The following is an 18,397-nucleotide window of genomic DNA, read 5'->3' as shown; positions in this document are numbered from 1 at the left end:
GGTGGGCGCGGCACCCTTTCCGGAGGGCACTTTATATCAGCCCAATACTTACGCGTTTTCAATTACTTGATACGTTGCAAAAGCGCCCGCCCGTCACGCCAAAGGCGTGCCGATGCTATCGGCGCACCTTTGGTGCGACGGGCGGTCGGGCGCTGCGCGGCGGTGCCTGCGGCACCTCGATTCCGCGCATTGGTGCTGGAGGCCAAGGAACGCAACAGGCCAAAAATGCCCACAGCCCCAACCTGCCGTCATGCCCAGGGTGAGACCGCTAGCCGCGCCCCTGCGGGTGCGCGCTGGCATAGACCTCCATCAGGCGGGCGGTGTCGACGCCGGTATAGGCCTGCGTGGTCGAGAGCGAGGCATGGCCGAGCAACTCCTGGATCGCGCGCAGGTCGCCGCCCGCGTTGAGCAGATGGGTGGCGAAGCTGTGGCGCATGGCGTGCGGTGTGGCGGTGGCGGGCAGGCCAAGCTGGGCGCGGGTGCGCTCCACCACCTTTTGCACCGCGCGGGGCCCGAGCGCGCCGCCGCGCGCGCCGAAGAAGAGCGGGCCGTCGCGGCGCATGGCATAGGGGCAGATCTGCGCGTAGCGCGCCACAGCCGCGCGGGCAGGCGCAATCACCGGCACCAGCCGCTCCTTGTTGCCCTTGCCGATGATGCGCAGCGTGTCGGACATCGGCAGTGCCGCGCCGGTGAGGCCAAGCGCCTCGGAGATGCGCAGGCCGCAGCCATAGAGCAGCGTGACTACCGCCTGATCGCGGGCGGCGATCCAGGGGGAGAGGGATTGCATCTCGAGCGTCTCGATCATCTCGCTCGCGGCCTCGGGCGAGAGCGGGCGGGGCAGCTTGCGCTGGAATTTCGGCGCACGGATCGAAAGCACGGCGGTCGGCTCGAAGCCCTCGCGTTCGGACAGCCAGCGATAGAAGCTCTTGACCGCCGAAAGCTTGCGCGCGAGCGAGCGGGGGCCGACATCCTGTCCCCTGGTAAAGGCCATCCAGGCGCGCATGTCGGCGGTTGTGATCCGGGCGAGCGCGGCCAACCCTTGTGTCTGGCCGTGATGTTCGGTCATGAAGGCCAGAAAGCCCGTGACGTCGCGCCCGTAGGCGTCGAGCGTGTTGTCGGAGGCCCCCTTGAGCGCCTTCTGCCCCGCCAGCCAGCCCTGCAGGGCGTCGCGGGCGGCGGCCGAGATCATGACAGCCAGCGGCGCATCGTTCGCTCGAACACGCCTGCGAAGAAGGCCAGAAGGTCGGTGCCCTGCTGCGGGCTGAACTGGTGCGGGTCTTCGGCCCCCATGACCAGCATGCCGGGCAGGCGGTCGGCCCCAAAATCCAATAGCAGACAGGCCTCGGAGCGCACGAACCCGGCGTCACGGCCATAGATCCGCATGTCGCCCTCTTCGATCTGGCGCAGGGTCACCTGCCGTGCCGGTACGTCGCGCCCGCCGGTCAGGTAGGATTTGATGAAGCCGGGTTCGGCCACCGAGAGCACATCGCCGAGGCGGCGCACCGCCGGATCGCTGTCGTTCTGCACCGATTCGAGCACGAGGCGCACCGAATCGACCCGCAGGATATGCGCCACCTCGCCGTCGAGATCGCGCAGGAAGGTCTCGAACTCCACCGGGTCGAGCATGCGCAGGATCGCGCGATGCACCTGATTGGTGCCCGCGAGATTCTCGTAAGCGGCGGCGATGACCGAGCGGTGGGTGTCCTCCAACCGGTCGAGCCGGGCCTCGAGCCGTTCCATCGCAATGCCGCGCAGATCGACGATGTTGCCGCCCATCGAGCGTTCGTTCGCGGCAATGAGGGCGCGCATAAGGTCTTGGTCGTCAAGGATAACATCGGGCTGCGCAATGATCTTTTCGCGCAGTTGGTCATTCATCTCGGGCTTGCTGCTCATTTCGGCCTCGACGTGTTTTTGGGTGTTATAGCAGATCACGCGGGGAATGCCGCAAGAAATTTCGAGGCTGCGCCGCGATCCTCCCCCCAAGGCGTCATCGTCCGGCGTGACCGGACGATCTCCTGTGGCATGAGATCCTCGGATCAAGTCCGAGGATGACCGGGCGCGGGGCCGAGTCAGTGGAGGGCGGCTGGCTGACCGTTGTCATCGTCCGGCTGGACCGGACGATCTGCCGGGTGAGAGATCCTCGGGTCAAGCCCGCGGATGACGGGGGCGGGACAAGTCCGAGGATGACGGGGCGGCGTCGGGTCAGAGGATCTTTTGTCCGGTCTTTGCCCAATCGGCCATGAACGCCTCGAGCCCCTTGTCGGTGAGCACGTGGCCCGCCATCGCCTTGATCACGGCGGGCGGCGCGGTCATCACGTCAGCCCCTACCATCGCCGACTGATAGGCGTGGTTCACCGTGCGGATCGACGCTGCGAGGATCTGCGTCTCGAAGCCGTAATTGTCGTAGATCTGGCGAATATCGGAGATGAGATCCATCCCGTCGAGATTGATGTCGTCGAGCCTCCCGATGAAGGGCGAGATGAAGGTGGCCCCCGCCTTGGCCGCCAAGAGCGCCTGATTGGCGGAAAAGCACAGGGTCACGTTGACCATGTTGCCCTCGCCCGAGAGTACCTTGCACGCCTTGAGCCCGTCCCATGTGAGCGGCACCTTGACGGCGATGTTGTCGGCAATCTGCGCGAGCTTGCGGCCCTCGGCGATCATCTCGTCAGCCGTCAGCGCCACGACTTCCGCGCTGACCGGGCCATCGACCATGGTGGCGATTTCCTTGGTGACTTCAAGAATGTCGCGCCCGGATTTCAGGATCAGCGACGGGTTGGTGGTGACGCCATCGACCATGCCAAGCTCATTGAGCTCGGCGATCTGATCGGTTTCTGCGGTATCGACAAAGAATTTCATGGGCTGGCCCTCTGTGGCGAGTTGGGTTGTCTTGGGGCTGCGTTTACCGCATAGATCACCGCGCCGAAACCCCCGACGAGAAGGAGCCTCGCGTGACCGCAGCCGCGCCCGATTTCCACGATGAGGGATCGCTCGTGGCGGTGTTGACGGCGCAGCCGCTGGATGGCCCGCTCGACTACCTTGCGCCCAAGGGGGGGTGCCTGCACGGGGCGTTCGTCGAGGTGCCGCTGGGGCCGCGCAAGGTTCTGGGCGTGGTCTGGGGCGCGGGGCGCGGAGGGTTTGACCTCAAGAAGGCGCGCCGTATCATCCGGGTGCTGGACGCCGCCCCGATGCGCGCCGAGATGCAGGCGTTCCTGCAGCGCGCGGCGGAGTATACGCTGACGCCCTTGCCCGCGATGTTGCGGCTGGCGACGCGCGCGCCGGGGCTGAGCGATCCGCCGTCGATGCAGAAGATCTACCGGTTGGGCGAGGACGCGCCCGCGCGGATGACAGATGCCCGCGCGCGGGTGCTGGAGGTGTTGCGCGCGCATGGCGGGCTGGGGTTCACGCTGCGCGAGTTGAGCGACATGGCTGGGGTGACGTCCTCGGTGGTCAAGGGGCTGGTGAAACAGGGCGCCGTGCGCGAGGAGGATACGCCGCGCGACCGGCCCTTTGCGCGGCTCGATCCCGACCTGCCTGCGAAAAACCTCACCGACGATCAGGCGCAGGCCGCAGGCCGACTGCGCGACGGGGTGCGGTCGCAGGGCTATGGCACCACATTGCTGCGCGGCGTCACCGGGTCGGGCAAGACCGAGGTCTATTTGGAGGCGGTGGCCGAGGCGCTGCGGCAGGGGGGCCAAGCGCTGGTGCTTTTGCCCGAAATCGCGCTGACGGCGGAGTTTCTGACAAGGGTCGAGGCGCGGTTCGGCGCGCGCCCGGCCGAGTGGCATTCTGGCGTCACCATGACCGAGCGGCGGCGCACCTGGAAAATGGTCGGGCAGGGCGCCGCGCAGATGGTGGTGGGCGCGCGCTCGGCGCTGTTCCTGCCGTTTCAGAACTTGCGGCTGATCGTGGTCGATGAGGAGCATGACAGTTCCTACAAGCAGGAGGATGGCGTGCTGTATAACGCGCGCGACATGGCGGTGCTGCGGGCATCCGTGTGCGAAGCGCGGGTGGTGCTGGCCTCGGCCACGCCGAGCCTCGAGAGCTGGGCCAATGCCGAGGCCGGGAAATACGAGCGGCTGGATCTGGCGGCGCGCTATGGCGCGGCGGTGATGCCGGAACTGGCAGCGATCGACATGCGGGCCGAGACGCTGCCGTCGAACCGGTGGGTGTCGCCGAGCCTGCAGGCCATGGTCAACGCGCGCGTGGCGGCGGGGGAACAGGCGCTCTTGTTTCTCAATCGGCGCGGCTATGCGCCGACCACGATCTGCCGGGCCTGCGGGCATCAGATCGGCTGTGAGCATTGCGATGCGCGCATGGTCGAGCATCGCTTTCAGAAGCGGCTGATCTGCCATCAATGCGGCGAGAGCGCGCCGGTGCCGAGCACCTGCCCGTCCTGCGGGGCCGAGGACCGGCTGGCCGCCGTCGGCCCCGGGGTGGAGCGGCTGGCGGAGGAGGCGGCCGCGCTCTTTCCGCAGGCGCGGATCGCGGTGCTGTCGTCGGATCTCTTCGGCTCGGCCCGCGCGCTCAAGGAGCAGATCGTGGAGATCGCCCAAGGCGCCGCCGACATCATCATCGGCACGCAACTCGTTGCAAAGGGACATAATTTTCCACTGCTGACGCTGGTGGGCGTGATCGATGCCGATCTGGGGTTGCAGGGGTCGGACCTGCGCGCCGCCGAGCGGACGTTTCAGCTGATGCGGCAGGTGGCGGGGCGCGCCGGGCGGGCCGAGCGGGCGGGGCGCGCGGTGTTGCAGACCTATCAGCCCGAGCATCCGGTGATCCGCGCGATCCTGGCGGGCGACGAGGAAGGGTTCTGGCGGGCCGAGGCCGGGGCGCGGCGGCAGGCGGGGGTGCCGCCCTATGGCCGGATGGCGGGGATCATCCTCAGCTCACCCGACATGCAGGCGGTGTTCGATCTGGGCACGGAACTGGCGCGGCGCGACGGGCCCATTCGGGCGGTGGGGGCGCAGGTCTTTGGCCCCGCGCCTGCGCCGATTGCGCGGATAAGAGGGCGGCACCGGGTGCGATTGCTCGTGAAGGCGCCCAAGGGCGTGGCGCTGCAACCCGCGCTGGCGGCATGGGTGGCGCAGCTGCGGCTGCCCGCGCAGGCGCGGCTGAGTGTGGATATCGACCCGCAGAGTTTTTACTGAGACGACCCGAAAACCGGTGTCTGTATCCTGTCGGTATCACGTCGGTATTGCGTCGGTGCGCGGTGTTGCAAATGGCCGCGTCGTGAATAGGTCTACGTCTGAGTTGAAAACAGACCGAAGGAGGGCCCCATGGCCGACCGCACGACGAGCATCGAAAACCTGCAAACCGCCCTGGCGATGGAACTGACGGCGGTGCATCAATACCTGCTGCATGCCCACACGCTGGAGGATTGGGGCATCGACAAGCTGGCCGCGAAGATGCGCGAGGAGATGCACGAGGAGTTGGGCCATGCCGGGGCCTTCATCGACCGGATCATGTTCCTCGGGGGCGTGCCGAAGCTGGAGGCCGCCAAGACGCCGCAGAAGGCCGAGAGCCTCAAGGCGCTCTTTGAGGCCGACAAGGATGAGGAAGCCGGGGCCATCGAGTTCTACACCAAGGCCGCGCGGCAGGCCTTCGAGAGCGACGATATCGGCACGCGCGCGCTCTTCGAGCGGATCGTGCAGGATGAGGAGGGCCATTGGGACTGGCTCGACCTGCAACTTGACCTGCTGCGCAAGCTGGGCGAGCCTGCCTTCATGACCAATTACATGAGCGGCACGAGCGGCGATCACGGCGCGGGCTGAGCGGGGCCGGGGCCGTCCTCCGCCCCTCCTTGTCACCCTCCGGCGTGACCCGAGGATCTCTCTCCACCCGCCCCCTGTCATCCTCGGGCCTGACCCGAGGATCTCTCTCCACCCGCGCCTTGTCCTCCTCGGGCTTGACCCGAGGATCTCTCTCCACCCGCCCCCTGTCATCCTCGGGCTTGACCCGAGGATCTCTCTCCATAATGAGATCCTCGGGTCAAGCCCGAGGATGACGAAGTTGGAGGGGTCAAGCCCGAGGAGGACGGTAGCGGGGGGCAAGCCCGAGGAGGACGAAGTTGGAGGGGGCAAGCCCGAGGATGACGGAGGTTGGGGGCGGGACGGGGAGAACCGGGGCGTGTCCCGGTGGACAGCCGCCCCCCGGTGCGCCTAAACTCGATCTTAACGAAAACCGGGTTTTACTCGGGCGAGCACGAGGGACGGGCGGTATGGGCGGCATGAACATCGGCAGTGGCAATCACCTCTATTACGGCGACAACCTGAGCGTGCTGCGCGAGAGCATCGCGGATGAGAGCGTTGATCTTGTCTATCTCGACCCGCCGTTCAATTCGAACGCCTCTTACAACGTGCTGTTTCGCGGGCCGTCGGGGAATGAGTCTGCGGCGCAGATCGAGGCGTTCGACGATACCTGGCACTGGACCGACGCGGCCGAAGAGGCGTTTGGCGAGGTGCTGCGCTCTGGCAATTCTGCGGCGGCGGAGATGCTGCGCGCGATGCGGTCGTTTCTGGGTGAGAATGACATGATGGCATATCTCGCCATGATGGCCGTGCGCCTGCTGGAACTGCACCGGGTGCTGAAGCCCACCGGCAGCCTCTATCTGCATTGCGACCCGACGGCGAGCCATTACCTGAAGATATTGCTGGATGCGATTTTCGGGGCGCGCAGCTACAAGAATGAAATTATTTGGAAACGAACAACGACGCATAGCGATTCAAAGACTTGGAGTCGCGTTGCTGACACGATTTATTTCTACGCAAAATCTCCGAATGACTTTATCTGGAACACGCCGCGCGAACCTCATTCTGAGGAATATCTGGCCTCAAAATATCGCCACGATGATGGTGATGGGCGCGGGAAATATCGGCTTGATAACATGACAAGCCCCAACCCTAGACCAAACATGATGTATGAATGGAAGGGGCACGAGAGCCCGCCGAAAGGCTGGAGATACTCTCTTGAGACTATGACGCGTTTAGATTCCGAGGGTCGTATATGGTATCCGACTGACAAACATGGGAAACGCGACACGTCAAAGCGCCCACAGCTAAAACGCTATCTGTCCGAAATGGACGGGGGCGTCATGGGCACGGTTTGGACCGATATTTCCCCAATAAACTCCCGCGCCCAAGAACGCCTCGGCTATCCCACGCAGAAACCCGTCGCCCTGCTCGAACGCATTCTCAAAGCCTCCTCCAATCCCGGTGATGCGGTGCTCGATCCGTTCTGCGGCTGCGGCACCACCGTGCATGCGGCGGAAAAACTCGGGCGCAACTGGATCGGTATCGACGTCACCCACCTTGCCATCGGGCTGATCGAGAAGCGCCTGCGCGACGCATTCCCCAAGGTCCAATTCACCACCCACGGCGTGCCGCAGGACATCGCGGGCGCGCGCGACCTCGCCAATCGGGGGCGCGAGGACAAGAATTACTATTTCGAGTTCGAGAAATGGGCGCTGTCGCTGATCGCGGCGCAGCCCGGCAACCTCGGCAAGAAGGGCGCGGACCGGGGCATCGACGGCAATGTCTATTTCGGCAAGACGCATCGCGCCATCGTCTCGGTCAAGGCGGGCGACAATGTGGGCGTCGGCATGATCCGCGACCTGCGCGGCGTGATCGAGCGCGAGCGCGCCGAGATCGGCATTTTCCTCACCCTGACCGAACCAAAGAAGACCATGATCGCCGAGGCGGCGGCGGCGGGGCAGTTCGAGATGGAGGGATTCGAGCCGGTGCCGCGCATTCAGATCGTCACCATCGAGGAGGCTTTGCAACTGCGCGACCGCGCCGTGCGCCTGCCCGCGCGCCGCGACGATGCGTTCAAACGCGCCGCCCGCGAGGAGGACAGCCGCGCGCAGGGCTCGCTTGATCTGTGAGGGGGGTGTCGGGAGATCCTCGGGTCAGGCCCGAGGATGACGGGGCAGGTGGACGGGAGATCCTCGGGTCAGGCCCGAGGATGACGGGGACAGGTGGACGGGAGATCCTCGTGTCAGGCCCGAGGATGACGGGGTCAGGTGGACGGGAGATCCTCGGGTCAAGCCCGAGGATGACGGGGACAGGTGGACGGGAGATCCTCGGGTCAGGCCCGAGGATGACGGCCGGTGAGCGGGCGGGACGGCGCGTCTGCTTGACAGGAAAGAGGTCCGAAAACTTTTGAAAATGTCGGACGGTCGAGCGCCGGGCCTCTCGCCAATCGCGCGACTTGGGCGTAAGACAAGCGCATGAGTGCGCAATTTCCCCTTGGGCGCGCGCGGGAGCTGCCGGTCTGGCGGCGTCCCGTCACGCTATTGTTCCTGATGGCCGCCGCGATGCCGGTGGCCTTTGCCACATGGTCGGCGCTGCTCAATAATTTCGTGATCGAGATGGCGGCGTTCGATGGCTCGGACATTGGCTGGCTGCACACGGTGCGCGAGATCCCCGGCTTCTTTGCCGTGGGGGTGATCGCGCTCATCATCTTCATGCATGAGCAGGTTCTGGGGCTGGTGTCGCTGTTGCTGCTGGGGGTGGCGACGGCGCTGACCGCGCAGTTCCCGACGCTGGGCGGCATCCTGACGATCACCATGCTGAGTTCCATCGGGTTTCATTATTTCGAGACGGTCAATCAGTCGCTGCAACTGCAATGGCTGGACAAGCTGCGCGCGCCGGAGATGCTGGGCTGGCTGCTGGCGGCGGGATCGGCGGCGACGCTGGTCGCCTATCTGCTGATCGTGCTGACATGGCGGGCGTTCGATATCAGCTACAACACCGTCTACATGATCTCGGGCGGGTTCACCGCCTGTGTCGCGGTATTCTGCCTGCTCGCCTATCCGAAGTTCGAGGCCCCCAATCCGCAGATCAAGACAATGGTGCTGCGGCGGCGCTACTGGCTCTATTATGCGCTGCAATTCATGTCCGGGGCACGGCGGCAGATTTTCTTCGTCTTCGCGGGCTTCATGATGGTCGAGAGGTTCGGCTTTGAGGTGCATGAGGTGACGGCGCTCTTCATGATCAACCTGGTGGTGAACATGGTGGCCGCGCCGCTGATGGGGCGGGCGGTGTTCCGTTTTGGCGAGCGCAACACGCTGGTCTTTGAATATGTCGGGCTGGCGCTGGTGTTCCTGGCCTATGGCGGCATCTATTTCTTTGGCTGGGGCGTGGTGCTGGCGGCGACGCTCTATGTGGTGGACCATGTGCTGTTCTCACTGGCGCTGGCACTCAAGACCTATTTCCAGAAGATCGCCGCCCCCGGTGACATCGCGCCGACCGCTGCCGTGGCGTTCACCATCAATCATATCGCGGCGGTGTTCCTGCCGGCCCTTCTGGGCTATCTGTGGCTGGTCTCGCCCGCGGCGGTGTTCATGGCGGCGGCGGGCATGGCCTGTGTTTCCTTAAGCCTTGCGCTGCTGATCCCGCGCCACCCGGAGCCGGGCAACGAGACGGTGTTTGCGCGGTTCATCCCCGCGCCTGCCGAATAACCCCCCAAGAATGAGGCCGACATGCCGACCTATACCGCGCTCACCACGCTATCCGACAAACGCCAAGCCGAGGCGCTGGCCGAGGCGCTGGAGGGGCTGACGCCCGAACCCACCGGCGTCGGCGCCTTCGAGATGGAGGACGGATCGGGGCTGTGGGAGATCGGCGCCTATTTCGAGGAGGCCCCGGACGAGGCGGGGCTGGCCCTTCTGGCCGTGATCCACGAGGCGCGGCCCTTTGCGGTGTCGGAACTGCCCGAGGTGGACTGGGTCGCCAAGGTGCGCCGCGATCTGAGCCCGGTCGAGGCGGGGCGTTTCTTTGTCTATGGCAGCCACGATGCCGACCGCGTACCCGAAGGCTGCGAGCCCTTGCTGATCGAGGCGTCGATGGCGTTCGGCACCGGGCATCATGGCACCACATTGGGCTGCCTGCGGGCGCTTGACCGGCTGGCCGAGGCGGGCTTTGTCGGGCGCTCGGTGCTCGATCTGGGCTGTGGCACCGCCGTGCTGGCAATGGGCGCGGCGCGGGTCTGGCCCGGCGTGAAGCTGGCCTCGGATATCGACGCGGTGGCGGTCGAAGTGGCCGAGGCCAATGTCGCGGCCAATGATCTGGGCGGCCGGGTGCGCTGTGTCGAGGCGACCGGGCTCGATCATCCGGAGTTGCAGGCAGCAAGCCCCTATGACCTGATCTTTGCCAATATCCTCAAGGGGCCGCTGATTGCGCTTGCCCCCGAGATCACGGCGCGGCTGCGCGATGACGGAAAAGTGATTCTCTCGGGGATTCTCAACGAGCAGGCCGACGAGGTGATCGGGGTTTATGCACAGGCTGGAAACAGTCTTGAGCATCGCGAGGAAATTGGTGACTGGACGACGCTGGTAATGTCTAAAAACCGCTGAAAATAAGTCGAAAATTGGCCCGGCGGAAAAGTGGTGCCTTGTTCTTGCCTTAATTGAGGCGTAGTTTCTTCTCAATCGCGGTGGGGGTCGTGATTAGGGAAATGTTGCCATGAGTGATGTGCATCAAGGGTTCCAGACCAGGCTCCGGTCCATCAGCCGCAAGCGCGCCCGTTCCGAGCGTGGATATGTCGGAAAGGTCGGGCGCGACGGCCTCATCGTCTTCAAGCCCCGGCGGCGGATGCCGACCATCCCGCTGCGCGGCCTGCTCTATCTCATTCTCGGATTTGTGTTCTTCAAGGCGGTCGTGCTGGCCCATCTCGGGGCGGTGACCTACAAGGAACGCATCGCGCAACTGGCCGAGGGCAGTCATTTCGAACAGGCGGGTGCGCTGGTGATGCAGCCCGACCCGTTGACGCTGATCATGGCGCGGTACCTGGCACCGGTCCTGCGCTGATCCGGTCAGACCACAAGAAAAAGCCCTGCTCAGGTCAGTCCTGTGCAGGGCTTTTGTCGTGTTGGCGGGGCGTGCCCGCGCGCTGTGGCATCACAGGCTGCGGGCGACGGCGTCGATATCGCCACGGGTCAGGCCGATATCGTCAAGTTCGCGGTCCGACAGTTGCGACAGCGCGTTGCGCGTGGCACGGCGTTCGTTCCATGCGGAGAGCGTGGCGACGATGCGCGAAACGAGAGCGCCGAAACCGGCGTGAGAGGCGTGGGTGCGGGTGGTGTCAAGAGCGGCCATGAGAGTGTTCCTTGGATTTGGGGATGCGGAGAATTTCCGTTTCTGCAGTGCAGCTAGTCAGACAATCCTGTTCCCGCAAGCCGGGATTGTTGCATAGTTCTTATGCGTTTTTTGCATGGGTCACGTTTGGTGTTAAATTTTTGATTTTAAATAATTTAAATTTCCGTTCCAGCAGGTTCGGAAACCCGCTTGCGGCAATTCTGCAACGCTTTGCCCGGAGGCTGGGCAGAATGCGAATACGCATTCCCCTTGGTCTTTGTTCTTGTTTCGTGCTATTGCATCGAAAAACAGGCGGGCAGGGCTGAAAAACATGCGGGTATTGGGCATAGATCCCGGGTTGCGCAACATGGGCTGGGGCGTGATCGACGTGGATGGCAGCCGTTTGAGCCATGTGGCCAATGGCATCTGTCATTCGACCGGGGCGGATCTGGGCGCGCGGCTGCTGTCGCTCTATGAGCAGCTGACCGACATCATCCATCGCTATGATCCGACCGCCGCAGCGGTGGAGCATACCTTTGTCAACAAGGACGGGGCGGGCACGCTCAAGCTGGGGCAGGCGCGGGGCATTGCCCTCTTGGTGCCTGCGCAATACGGGCTGAGCGTGGGTGAATACGCGCCCAATTCGGTCAAGAAAACGGTGGTGGGCGTGGGCCATGCCGCCAAGGAACAGGTCGCGCATATGGTCAAGGTGCAACTGCCCGGCGTGGTGCTGGCCGGGCCGGATGCAGCCGATGCGCTGGCGATTGCCATCTGCCACGCGCATCACGCGCGCTCGGGCGACATGCTGGCGCGCGCCGTGGCGAGGGCGGGCGCATGATCGGGCGGATTGCCGGGCGGATCGACTATCGCGCCAGCGATCACGTGCTCATTGACGTGCGCGGGGTGGGTTATCTGGTCTATTGCTCGGACCGGACGCTATCGTCGCTTCCGGGCGTGGGCGGCATGGCGGCGCTTTATACCGATCTGCTGGTGCGCGAGGATATCCTGCAACTCTTCGGGTTTCCGACGCTGGTGGAAAAGGAATGGCACCGGTTGCTGATGAGCGTGCAGGGGATCGGGGCCAAGGCATCGCTGGCCATTCTGGGCGCGCTTGGCCCGGACGGGGTAAGCCGGGCCATCGCAATGGGGGACTGGAACGCGGTGACGGCGGCCAAGGGGGTGGGCGCCAAGACCGCGCAGCGCGTGGTCAACGAGTTGAAGGACAAGGCGCCCACGGTGATGGCGATGGGCAGCGCGCCACCGCCCGCGCAGGATGCGGGCGAGGTGATCGAGGCCGAGAGCGTCGCTGCCCCGGTTGCGGCCCCTGTGATGCCGTCGGGCAACGGCGCGCAGGCCGAGGCGCTGTCGGCGCTGACCAATCTGGGCTACGCCCCGGGCGAGGCGGCGGGGGCTGTGGCGCAGGCGGCGAATGAGGCCCCCGGGGCCGAGACCCCCGCGCTGATCCGCGCGGCCCTGCGGCTGCTGGCACCGAAAGGTTAAGATGTGACCGATCCCGATCCCACCCTGCGCGCCGAGGAACTGCCCGAGGATCAGGACCGCAGTCTGCGGCCGCAGGCGCTGTCGGAATTCATCGGGCAAAAGGAGGCGCGGGCCAATCTGGCGGTGTTCATCCAATCGGCGCGGCAGCGTGGCGATGCGATGGATCACACGCTGTTTCACGGCCCGCCCGGTCTGGGCAAAACGACGCTGGCGCAGATCATGGCGCGCGAACTGGGGGTGGGGTTTCGGATGACCTCTGGCCCGGTGCTCGCGAAGGCGGGGGATCTGGCGGCGATCCTGACCAATCTGGAGCGCAACGATGTGCTCTTCATCGACGAAATTCACCGGCTCAACGCGGCGGTGGAAGAGGTGCTTTACCCCGCGATGGAGGATTTCGAGCTTGATCTGGTGATCGGGGAGGGGCCCGCGGCGCGCACCGTGCGGATCGAGTTGCAGCCCTTCACGCTGGTGGGCGCGACGACGCGGCTGGGGCTGCTCACCACGCCGCTGCGCGACCGGTTCGGCATTCCGACGCGGCTGCAATTCTACGAGATCGACGAGTTGCACGAGATCGTGCGGCGCAATGCGAAATTGCTGAACATTCCCACCGATACAGATGGCGCGCGCGAGATCGCCCGCCGCGCGCGCGGCACGCCGCGCATTGCCGGGCGTCTGTTGCGCCGGGTGGTGGATTTCGCGGTGGTCGAGGGCGGTGGCAAGATCAGCCGGGAATTGGCCGATGCCTCGCTCACCCGGCTGGGGGTGGATCATCTGGGGCTGGATGGCGCCGACCGGCGCTATCTGCGGCTGATTGCCGAGGCCTATCAGGGTGGGCCGGTGGGGATCGAGACCATTAGTGCCGCGCTGAGCGAGAGCCGCGACGCGCTGGAAGAGGTGATCGAGCCGTTCCTGTTGCAGCAGGGCCTGATTCAGCGCACGCCGCGCGGGCGGATGCTGGCGCAGGGCGGCTGGACGCATCTGGGGCTGCCCGCGCCGGGGACCAAGGGGCAGAACGATCTGTTCGGCAAGTGACAGCGCCCCGGTGCGGGTGTCGGATTTGAGTATTTTTGCCATAAAGAAACCGGGATTTGCGGGATCGGGGCGGGCCTGCTAGAGGGGGCCGCAACGGGAGGCTGACCGATGAGCGAGACCCTGAGCGCGGACGAGATCGAGGCGCTGTTTACCCGCACCGACGGGACGTTTCTGTTTGCCCGCTGGGGGCGACCCATCGTGCCCATCGTCTTTGGTGTCGATGACCGGACGCTCGGCATCGTCAAGGGCGCGATCGAGGCGGTGGTGGCGCTGGCAGGGCACCGGATGGCCGAGACCGACGCGGAACTGGGCGCGAACCTGATGATCTTTTTCTTTCGCGACTGGGAGGAATTGCGCGAGGTGCCGGACCTCGACCGCTTGGTGCCGGATCTGGATCCGCTGGTGGGTCGACTGGTGGCGGCGGGGGCCAATCAGTATCGCATCTTTCGGTTTGACGCGGGCGGTGCGATCCGGGCGTCGTTCGTCTTCCTGCGGATGGATGAGGAATTGAGTGCGGTGCCCGCCGAGACGCTGGCGCTGAGCCAGATCGTGCAGACCATCCTGCTCTGGTCGGACCGGGCCTTTACCGATCGGTCGCCGCTGGCGGCCTTGCCGGGGGGGCGAGTTGATGCTGCGCCCCGAGATCGGCGCGCTCATTCGGGCGGGCTATGATCCGGTGCTGCCTGCCGTCGCCGAGGACCCGAGCCACGCGCTGCGGCTGAGCGCGCGGCTGACGGCGACGTAGCGCGGCGCGGGCTTGACACGCATCAAGGCGGGCCGTGGCCGTAAAGGTTAGACTTGGCGTCATCTCACCAACAAGAGCGAGGGACAGCCACGTGACACAGACAGAGGCTTTGGACGGCACGGTTGCGGCCGATACCTCCCCCACCGCCGCCGGCCCGCAGGATACGACCGCGCTGCGGCTGGCCTTCGAAACCGGCGACTATCCCTATGCGACCCGGCTCAGCCGCCGCAGCTATGAGGCGCAGAAGGCCAGGTTGCAGGCGGAACTGCTGAAAGTGCAGCTTTGGGCGCAGGACGCGGGCGAGAAATTCGTGCTGCTTTTCGAGGGGCGCGATGCGGCGGGCAAGGGCGGCACGATCAAGCGGTTCACCGAGCATCTCAACCCCCGCACCGCGCGGGTTGTGGCGCTCAACAAGCCGACCGATCAGGAAAGGGGCCAGTGGTATTTCCAGCGTTACGTGGAGCATCTGCCCACCGCCGGTGAGATCGTGCTCTATGACCGCTCGTGGTACAATCGCGCCGGTGTCGAGCGGGTGATGGGGTTTTGCGAGCCGTGGGAGTATCTCGAATTCATGCGCCAGACGCCCGAGTTGGAGCGCATGCTGGTGCGTTCCGGCATCCGGCTTTTCAAATACTGGTTTTCGGTCAGCCAGGGCGAACAGCGCGCGCGATTTGCCAGCCGCGAGACCGATCCGCTCAAGCACTGGAAGCTGAGCCCCATAGACCGTGCCAGTCTCGACAAGTGGGAGGATTACACCGAGGCCAAGGAGGCGATGTTCTTTTACACAGACACCGCCGATGCGCCCTGGACGGTGGTCAAATCCAACGACAAGAAGCGCGCGCGGCTGAACTGCATGCTGCATTTCCTTCATTCGCTGGATTATCCGGGCAAGGATCTGAAAGTCGCCCGTGCGCCCGATCCGCTGATTGTCTCGACCGCGCAGCATGTGCTGCACAAGAGCGATCATATCCTGGGCAAGTCGCTGCATCCCGACGACCGCAAGCCGCGCTGATTTTCGCGCATTGCGGGCGCGGGCGCGGCTTGTGCGCTTGCCCGTGTGCCGCGACCTGCGTAATCATGCGCCCATGATCCGGACCCGTAGCATCGCGCTTGCCCTTTGCCTCTGCCTGCCCGTCGGCAATCTTGCCGCGCATCCGCATGTCTTTGTCGATGTCGCGCTGGAGTTTACCGGCGACGATCAGGGCAATCTCAGCCGCGTCGAGGTGACGTGGACCTATGACGATTTCTTCTCATTGCTCATTCTCAGCGACATGGGGCTCGACCCCGATGGCGACGGGGTGCTGACCGAGGATGAACTGGCACAGCTCAAGGGATTTGATCTGGTGGAGTGGCCCGAGGGGTTCGAGGGCGATCTCTACATGCATCACGGCGAGGACAAGATCGCGCTCGATCATCCGGTGCCGACCGGCATCGCGCTGGAGGAGGGCCGCATCGTCGCCACGCATGAGCGCACGTTCGGCCCGGTGCCGGGCGACGGGCTCAGGGTCGAGGCCTATGATCCGACCTATTATGTGGAGCACACGCTGACCGGCCCGATCCGCCTGCCGCAAGGATGCAGCTACACGATCCGCGAGCCGGATCTGGATGCCTCGCAACGGGCCTTTCGCGAGATGCTGGGCGAGCTTAGCGCCGAAGAGCAATATGAGGGCGTCGAGGTGGGCAATCTCTTTTCGCAGGCGATGGTTCTGTCATGCGCCGCCCCGTCCTGAGCCTTGCGGCGCTGGGCCTGCTGGCGCTGGTCGTCTGGCTTTGGGGCTTTGGCGGGGCCGGGGCGGTGTCGGCCTGGGCCAATGCCGGGCAGGCCGAGACGCAGCAGGCGATGGCGCGGCTGTTGCGCAGCCTGCGGGCGGGTGATCCGGGGGCGCTGACCGGGCTGATGGCGCTGTGCTTCGCCTATGGTTTCTTCCACGCGGCGGGGCCGGGGCATGGCAAGCTGCTGATCGGCGGCTATGGCATGGCCGCGCGGGTGAGCGCGCTGCGGTTGTCGGCGCTGGCGCTTGCCTCGAGCCTGGCGCAGGCGGGGTCGGCGGTGCTGCTGGTCTATGCCGGCGTGTTCCTCTTTGATCTGACGCGGCAGCGCATGACCGGGCTGGCCGAGGATATCATGGCCCCTGCCAGCTACGGCGCCATCGCCGCCGTGGGCGCATGGCTGGCGCTGCGCGGGCTGCGGCGGCTGCGCGCCGCGCGCGTCGTCAGCTATGACCACAGCCACGACCACGACGGCACCTGTTCCAGTTGCGGGCACACGCATGGCCCCACGGCGGAGGAGGCCGCATCGGTCACCGGCTGGCGCGATGCGCTGGCGCTGATTGCCGCCGTGGCGATCCGGCCCTGCACCGGGGCGCTGTTCCTGCTGATCCTGACCTGGCGCATGGGGCTGGAGATGGCGGGCATCCTCGGCACGTTCGCCATGGGGCTGGGCACGGCGAGCGTGACGCTCATGGTGGCGCTGGCCTCGGTCACGCTGCGCGAGGGGGCGCTGGCGCGGCTGGGTACGGGGCAGGGGGGCGGCCTTGCCCGCGCGCTGCCGCTCCTGGAGCTTGCGGCGGGTGTGGTCATTGCGGCGCTGGCGCTGCAACTGATGCTGGCGGTGCTCTGAGGGGGCTTGCGCGCGCGGACTGCCCCGGCTAACGCCAATCCCATGCAACACCGTCTTTCATATCGCCAGCACGCCCGCGCCGTGATGGGCCTTGGCCTGCCGCTGGTCGGCAGCCACGTCGCGCAGTTCGCCATCACCCTCACCGATGCGCTGATGCTCGGCTGGTATTCGGTCGAGGCGCTGGCCGCCGAGGTGCTGGGCGGTACGATGTTTTTCGTGCTCTTCATCATGGGCTCGGGCTTTGCCTGGGCGGTGATGCCGATGGTGGCCTCGGCGGAGGCGAGCGGCGAAGGTGCGCAGGTGCGCCGCGTCACGCGTATGGGGCTCTGGGCGTCGGTGCTGTTCGGTCTTGTCACATTGCCGCTGATGCTGGGCTCGGAGACGGTGTTCGGTCTCTTGGGACAGGCCCCGTCCACCTCGGCGCTGGGCGCCGATTACCTGATCATTGCCGGCTGGGGCATTCTGCCCGCGCTGATGGTGATGGTGCTGAAATCCTATCTCGCAGCATTGGAACGCACGGCGGTGGTGCTGTGGATCACGCTGGCGGCGGTGGCGATGAACATCGTGGTCAACTATCTGCTGATCTTCGGCAATCTGGGCTTTCCCGAACTGGGCGTGCGGGGCGCGGCGATTGCGTCACTCAGCGTGCATATCGGCTCGCTTCTGGCGCTGATGGTCTATGTGCGGCTGGTGGCCCCCGAACACGCGCTCTTCACCCGCCTCTGGCGGCCTGACTGGGACGCGCTGACACGCGTCTTTCGCCTCGGCTGGCCGATCGGCATGACCAATCTCGCGGAGGTCGGGCTGTTCGCCGCCGCCTCGGTGATGATGGGTTGGCTGGGGACGCTGCCGCTGGCGGCGCATGGCATCGCGCTACAGGTGACATCGGTGGTGTTCATGGTGCATGTCGGCCTGTCGAACGCGGCCACGGTGCGCGCGGGGCAGGCCTATGGCCGTGGCGACGGGCAGGGGTTGCGCGACGGGGCGCGGGTGGTGCTGGGGCTGTCGGGGGCAGTGGCGCTGGTGACGATGACGCTGTTTCTGGCGCTGCCCGACCCGATGATCGGCCTGTTTCTCGACCCGAATGACCCCGACCGCGCCGCGGTGATCGAGATCGGGCGCGGATTGCTGGCCGCGGCGGCGCTGTTTCAGCTGGTCGATGCGGCGCAGGTCATGGCGCTGGGCCTGTTGCGCGGGGTGCAGGATACCCGCGTGCCGATGGTGATCGCTGCGCTGAGTTATTGGGCGGTCGGCGTGCCGGTGAGCTATGTGCTGGGCTTCACCTTTGGTTATGGCGGGGCGGGCATCTGGCTTGGCCTCGCGGTGGGGCTGGCGCTGGCGGGGGTGTTCATGCTCTTGCGGTTCTGGGGCTGGTCGGCGCGCGGGTTGGGCCGGGCCTGAGAGGATCGCAAGCCGTTGTCGGAC

The 18,397-nt window shown here is 65.6% G+C and carries 17 protein-coding genes and 1 pseudogene; 14 read left to right on the top strand and 4 right to left on the bottom strand.

Annotation, left to right across the window (positions count from 1 at the left end; all coding sequences use genetic code 11):
• Positions 1–268: 268 nt before the first annotated feature.
• The 3 genes from ACSSV4_RS04375 to fsa all read right to left on the bottom strand — a co-directional run bounded on the left by ACSSV4_RS04375 (position 269) and on the right by fsa (position 2,856).
• Positions 269–1,189: a tyrosine recombinase XerC gene (locus tag ACSSV4_RS04375; RefSeq protein WP_454273716.1), complete on the bottom strand. Its 921-nt coding sequence runs from the start codon at positions 1,187–1,189 to the stop codon at positions 269–271.
• Positions 1,186–1,893, bottom strand: a complete 708-nt coding sequence (locus tag ACSSV4_RS04370; RefSeq protein ID WP_454273880.1) for a DUF484 family protein — start codon at positions 1,891–1,893, stop codon at positions 1,186–1,188. Before ACSSV4_RS04370 ends, ACSSV4_RS04375 begins: the two co-directional genes overlap by 4 nt.
• A gap of 309 nt (positions 1,894–2,202) precedes the next feature.
• A complete protein-coding gene (gene fsa, locus ACSSV4_RS04365) occupies positions 2,203–2,856 on the bottom strand; it encodes a fructose-6-phosphate aldolase (RefSeq protein ID WP_454273715.1) in 654 nt (217 codons plus the stop codon).
• A gap of 92 nt (positions 2,857–2,948) precedes the next feature.
• On the opposite strand from fsa, the gene ACSSV4_RS04360 reads away from it, so the two are divergent.
• From ACSSV4_RS04360 to ACSSV4_RS04335, 6 genes are all read left to right on the top strand, one after another.
• Entirely contained in the window at positions 2,949–5,150 is a 2,202-nt protein-coding gene (locus ACSSV4_RS04360) for a primosomal protein N' (protein ID WP_454273714.1), read from the top strand.
• Between the two features lie 129 nt (positions 5,151–5,279).
• Entirely contained in the window at positions 5,280–5,774 is a 495-nt protein-coding gene (locus ACSSV4_RS04355) for a bacterioferritin (RefSeq protein ID WP_454273712.1), read from the top strand.
• 446 nt (positions 5,775–6,220) lie between these two features.
• Complete coding sequence (locus ACSSV4_RS04350) at positions 6,221–7,882, top strand: site-specific DNA-methyltransferase (RefSeq protein WP_454273711.1); 1,662 nt, start codon at positions 6,221–6,223, stop codon at positions 7,880–7,882.
• 345 nt (positions 7,883–8,227) lie between these two features.
• On the top strand, positions 8,228–9,460 hold the full coding sequence (locus tag ACSSV4_RS04345; RefSeq protein WP_454273710.1) for an MFS transporter: 1,233 nt from the start codon (positions 8,228–8,230) through the stop codon (positions 9,458–9,460).
• A gap of 21 nt (positions 9,461–9,481) precedes the next feature.
• Positions 9,482–10,354 carry a 50S ribosomal protein L11 methyltransferase gene (locus tag ACSSV4_RS04340; RefSeq protein ID WP_454273709.1) on the top strand — a complete coding sequence of 291 codons (873 nt, stop codon included), beginning with the start codon at positions 9,482–9,484 and terminating at the stop codon, positions 10,352–10,354.
• 109 nt (positions 10,355–10,463) lie between these two features.
• Positions 10,464–10,808: a hypothetical protein gene (locus tag ACSSV4_RS04335; RefSeq protein WP_454273707.1), complete on the top strand. Its 345-nt coding sequence runs from the start codon at positions 10,464–10,466 to the stop codon at positions 10,806–10,808.
• Between the two features lie 90 nt (positions 10,809–10,898).
• Here ACSSV4_RS04335 and ACSSV4_RS04330 read toward each other — a convergent pair whose 3' ends face one another.
• Complete coding sequence (locus ACSSV4_RS04330) at positions 10,899–11,096, bottom strand: DUF1127 domain-containing protein (protein WP_454273706.1); 198 nt, start codon at positions 11,094–11,096, stop codon at positions 10,899–10,901.
• Positions 11,097–11,406: 310 nt separating this feature from the next.
• Between ACSSV4_RS04330 and ruvC the strand changes: the two genes are divergently transcribed.
• From ruvC to ACSSV4_RS04290, 8 genes and pseudogenes are all read left to right on the top strand, one after another.
• Positions 11,407–11,913, top strand: coding sequence for a crossover junction endodeoxyribonuclease RuvC (gene ruvC, locus ACSSV4_RS04325; RefSeq protein ID WP_454273704.1), 507 nt, complete (start codon positions 11,407–11,409; stop codon positions 11,911–11,913).
• Positions 11,910–12,575: a Holliday junction branch migration protein RuvA gene (gene ruvA / locus ACSSV4_RS04320; protein ID WP_454273703.1), complete on the top strand. Its 666-nt coding sequence runs from the start codon at positions 11,910–11,912 to the stop codon at positions 12,573–12,575. Before ruvC ends, ruvA begins: the two co-directional genes overlap by 4 nt.
• 3 nt (positions 12,576–12,578) lie before the next feature.
• On the top strand, positions 12,579–13,607 hold the full coding sequence (ruvB, locus tag ACSSV4_RS04315; protein WP_454273702.1) for a Holliday junction branch migration DNA helicase RuvB: 1,029 nt from the start codon (positions 12,579–12,581) through the stop codon (positions 13,605–13,607).
• Between the two features lie 108 nt (positions 13,608–13,715).
• A pseudogene (locus ACSSV4_RS04310) lies at positions 13,716–14,352 on the top strand (hypothetical protein).
• A gap of 109 nt (positions 14,353–14,461) precedes the next feature.
• Positions 14,462–15,364 carry a polyphosphate kinase 2 gene (gene ppk2, locus ACSSV4_RS04305; protein WP_454273879.1) on the top strand — a complete coding sequence of 301 codons (903 nt, stop codon included), beginning with the start codon at positions 14,462–14,464 and terminating at the stop codon, positions 15,362–15,364.
• A 73-nt stretch (positions 15,365–15,437) separates the two neighbouring features.
• Positions 15,438–16,082: a DUF1007 family protein gene (locus tag ACSSV4_RS04300; RefSeq protein WP_454273701.1), complete on the top strand. Its 645-nt coding sequence runs from the start codon at positions 15,438–15,440 to the stop codon at positions 16,080–16,082.
• Entirely contained in the window at positions 16,064–16,972 is a 909-nt protein-coding gene (locus tag ACSSV4_RS04295) for a nickel/cobalt transporter (RefSeq protein WP_454273700.1), read from the top strand. The genes ACSSV4_RS04300 and ACSSV4_RS04295 overlap by 19 nt, the downstream gene beginning before the upstream one ends.
• Before the next feature lie 42 nt (positions 16,973–17,014).
• On the top strand, positions 17,015–18,373 hold the full coding sequence (locus tag ACSSV4_RS04290) for an MATE family efflux transporter (protein WP_454273699.1): 1,359 nt from the start codon (positions 17,015–17,017) through the stop codon (positions 18,371–18,373).
• Positions 18,374–18,397: the final 24 nt, after the last annotated feature.

This window comes from Roseovarius sp. MBR-154 (assembly GCF_053628595.1).
Note: the sequence above shows the minus strand (reverse complement) of the source record. Positions and strands in the feature narration are given on the sequence as shown.

Coding starts and splice junctions, on each gene's coding strand:
- ACSSV4_RS04375 (WP_454273716.1), bottom strand. CDS start 1,189: ATGATCTCGGCCGCCGCCCGCGACGCCCTGCAGGGCTGGCTGGCGGGG.
- ACSSV4_RS04370 (WP_454273880.1), bottom strand. CDS start 1,893: ATGAGCAGCAAGCCCGAGATGAATGACCAACTGCGCGAAAAGATCATT.
- fsa (WP_454273715.1), bottom strand. CDS start 2,856: ATGAAATTCTTTGTCGATACCGCAGAAACCGATCAGATCGCCGAGCTC.
- ACSSV4_RS04355 (WP_454273712.1), top strand. CDS start 5,280: ATGGCCGACCGCACGACGAGCATCGAAAACCTGCAAACCGCCCTGGCG.
- ACSSV4_RS04350 (WP_454273711.1), top strand. CDS start 6,221: ATGGGCGGCATGAACATCGGCAGTGGCAATCACCTCTATTACGGCGAC.
- ACSSV4_RS04345 (WP_454273710.1), top strand. CDS start 8,228: ATGAGTGCGCAATTTCCCCTTGGGCGCGCGCGGGAGCTGCCGGTCTGG.
- ACSSV4_RS04340 (WP_454273709.1), top strand. CDS start 9,482: ATGCCGACCTATACCGCGCTCACCACGCTATCCGACAAACGCCAAGCC.
- ACSSV4_RS04335 (WP_454273707.1), top strand. CDS start 10,464: ATGAGTGATGTGCATCAAGGGTTCCAGACCAGGCTCCGGTCCATCAGC.
- ACSSV4_RS04330 (WP_454273706.1), bottom strand. CDS start 11,096: ATGGCCGCTCTTGACACCACCCGCACCCACGCCTCTCACGCCGGTTTC.
- ruvC (WP_454273704.1), top strand. CDS start 11,407: ATGCGGGTATTGGGCATAGATCCCGGGTTGCGCAACATGGGCTGGGGC.
- ruvA (WP_454273703.1), top strand. CDS start 11,910: ATGATCGGGCGGATTGCCGGGCGGATCGACTATCGCGCCAGCGATCAC.
- ACSSV4_RS04300 (WP_454273701.1), top strand. CDS start 15,438: ATGATCCGGACCCGTAGCATCGCGCTTGCCCTTTGCCTCTGCCTGCCC.
- ACSSV4_RS04295 (WP_454273700.1), top strand. CDS start 16,064: ATGCGCCGCCCCGTCCTGAGCCTTGCGGCGCTGGGCCTGCTGGCGCTG.
- ACSSV4_RS04290 (WP_454273699.1), top strand. CDS start 17,015: ATGCAACACCGTCTTTCATATCGCCAGCACGCCCGCGCCGTGATGGGC.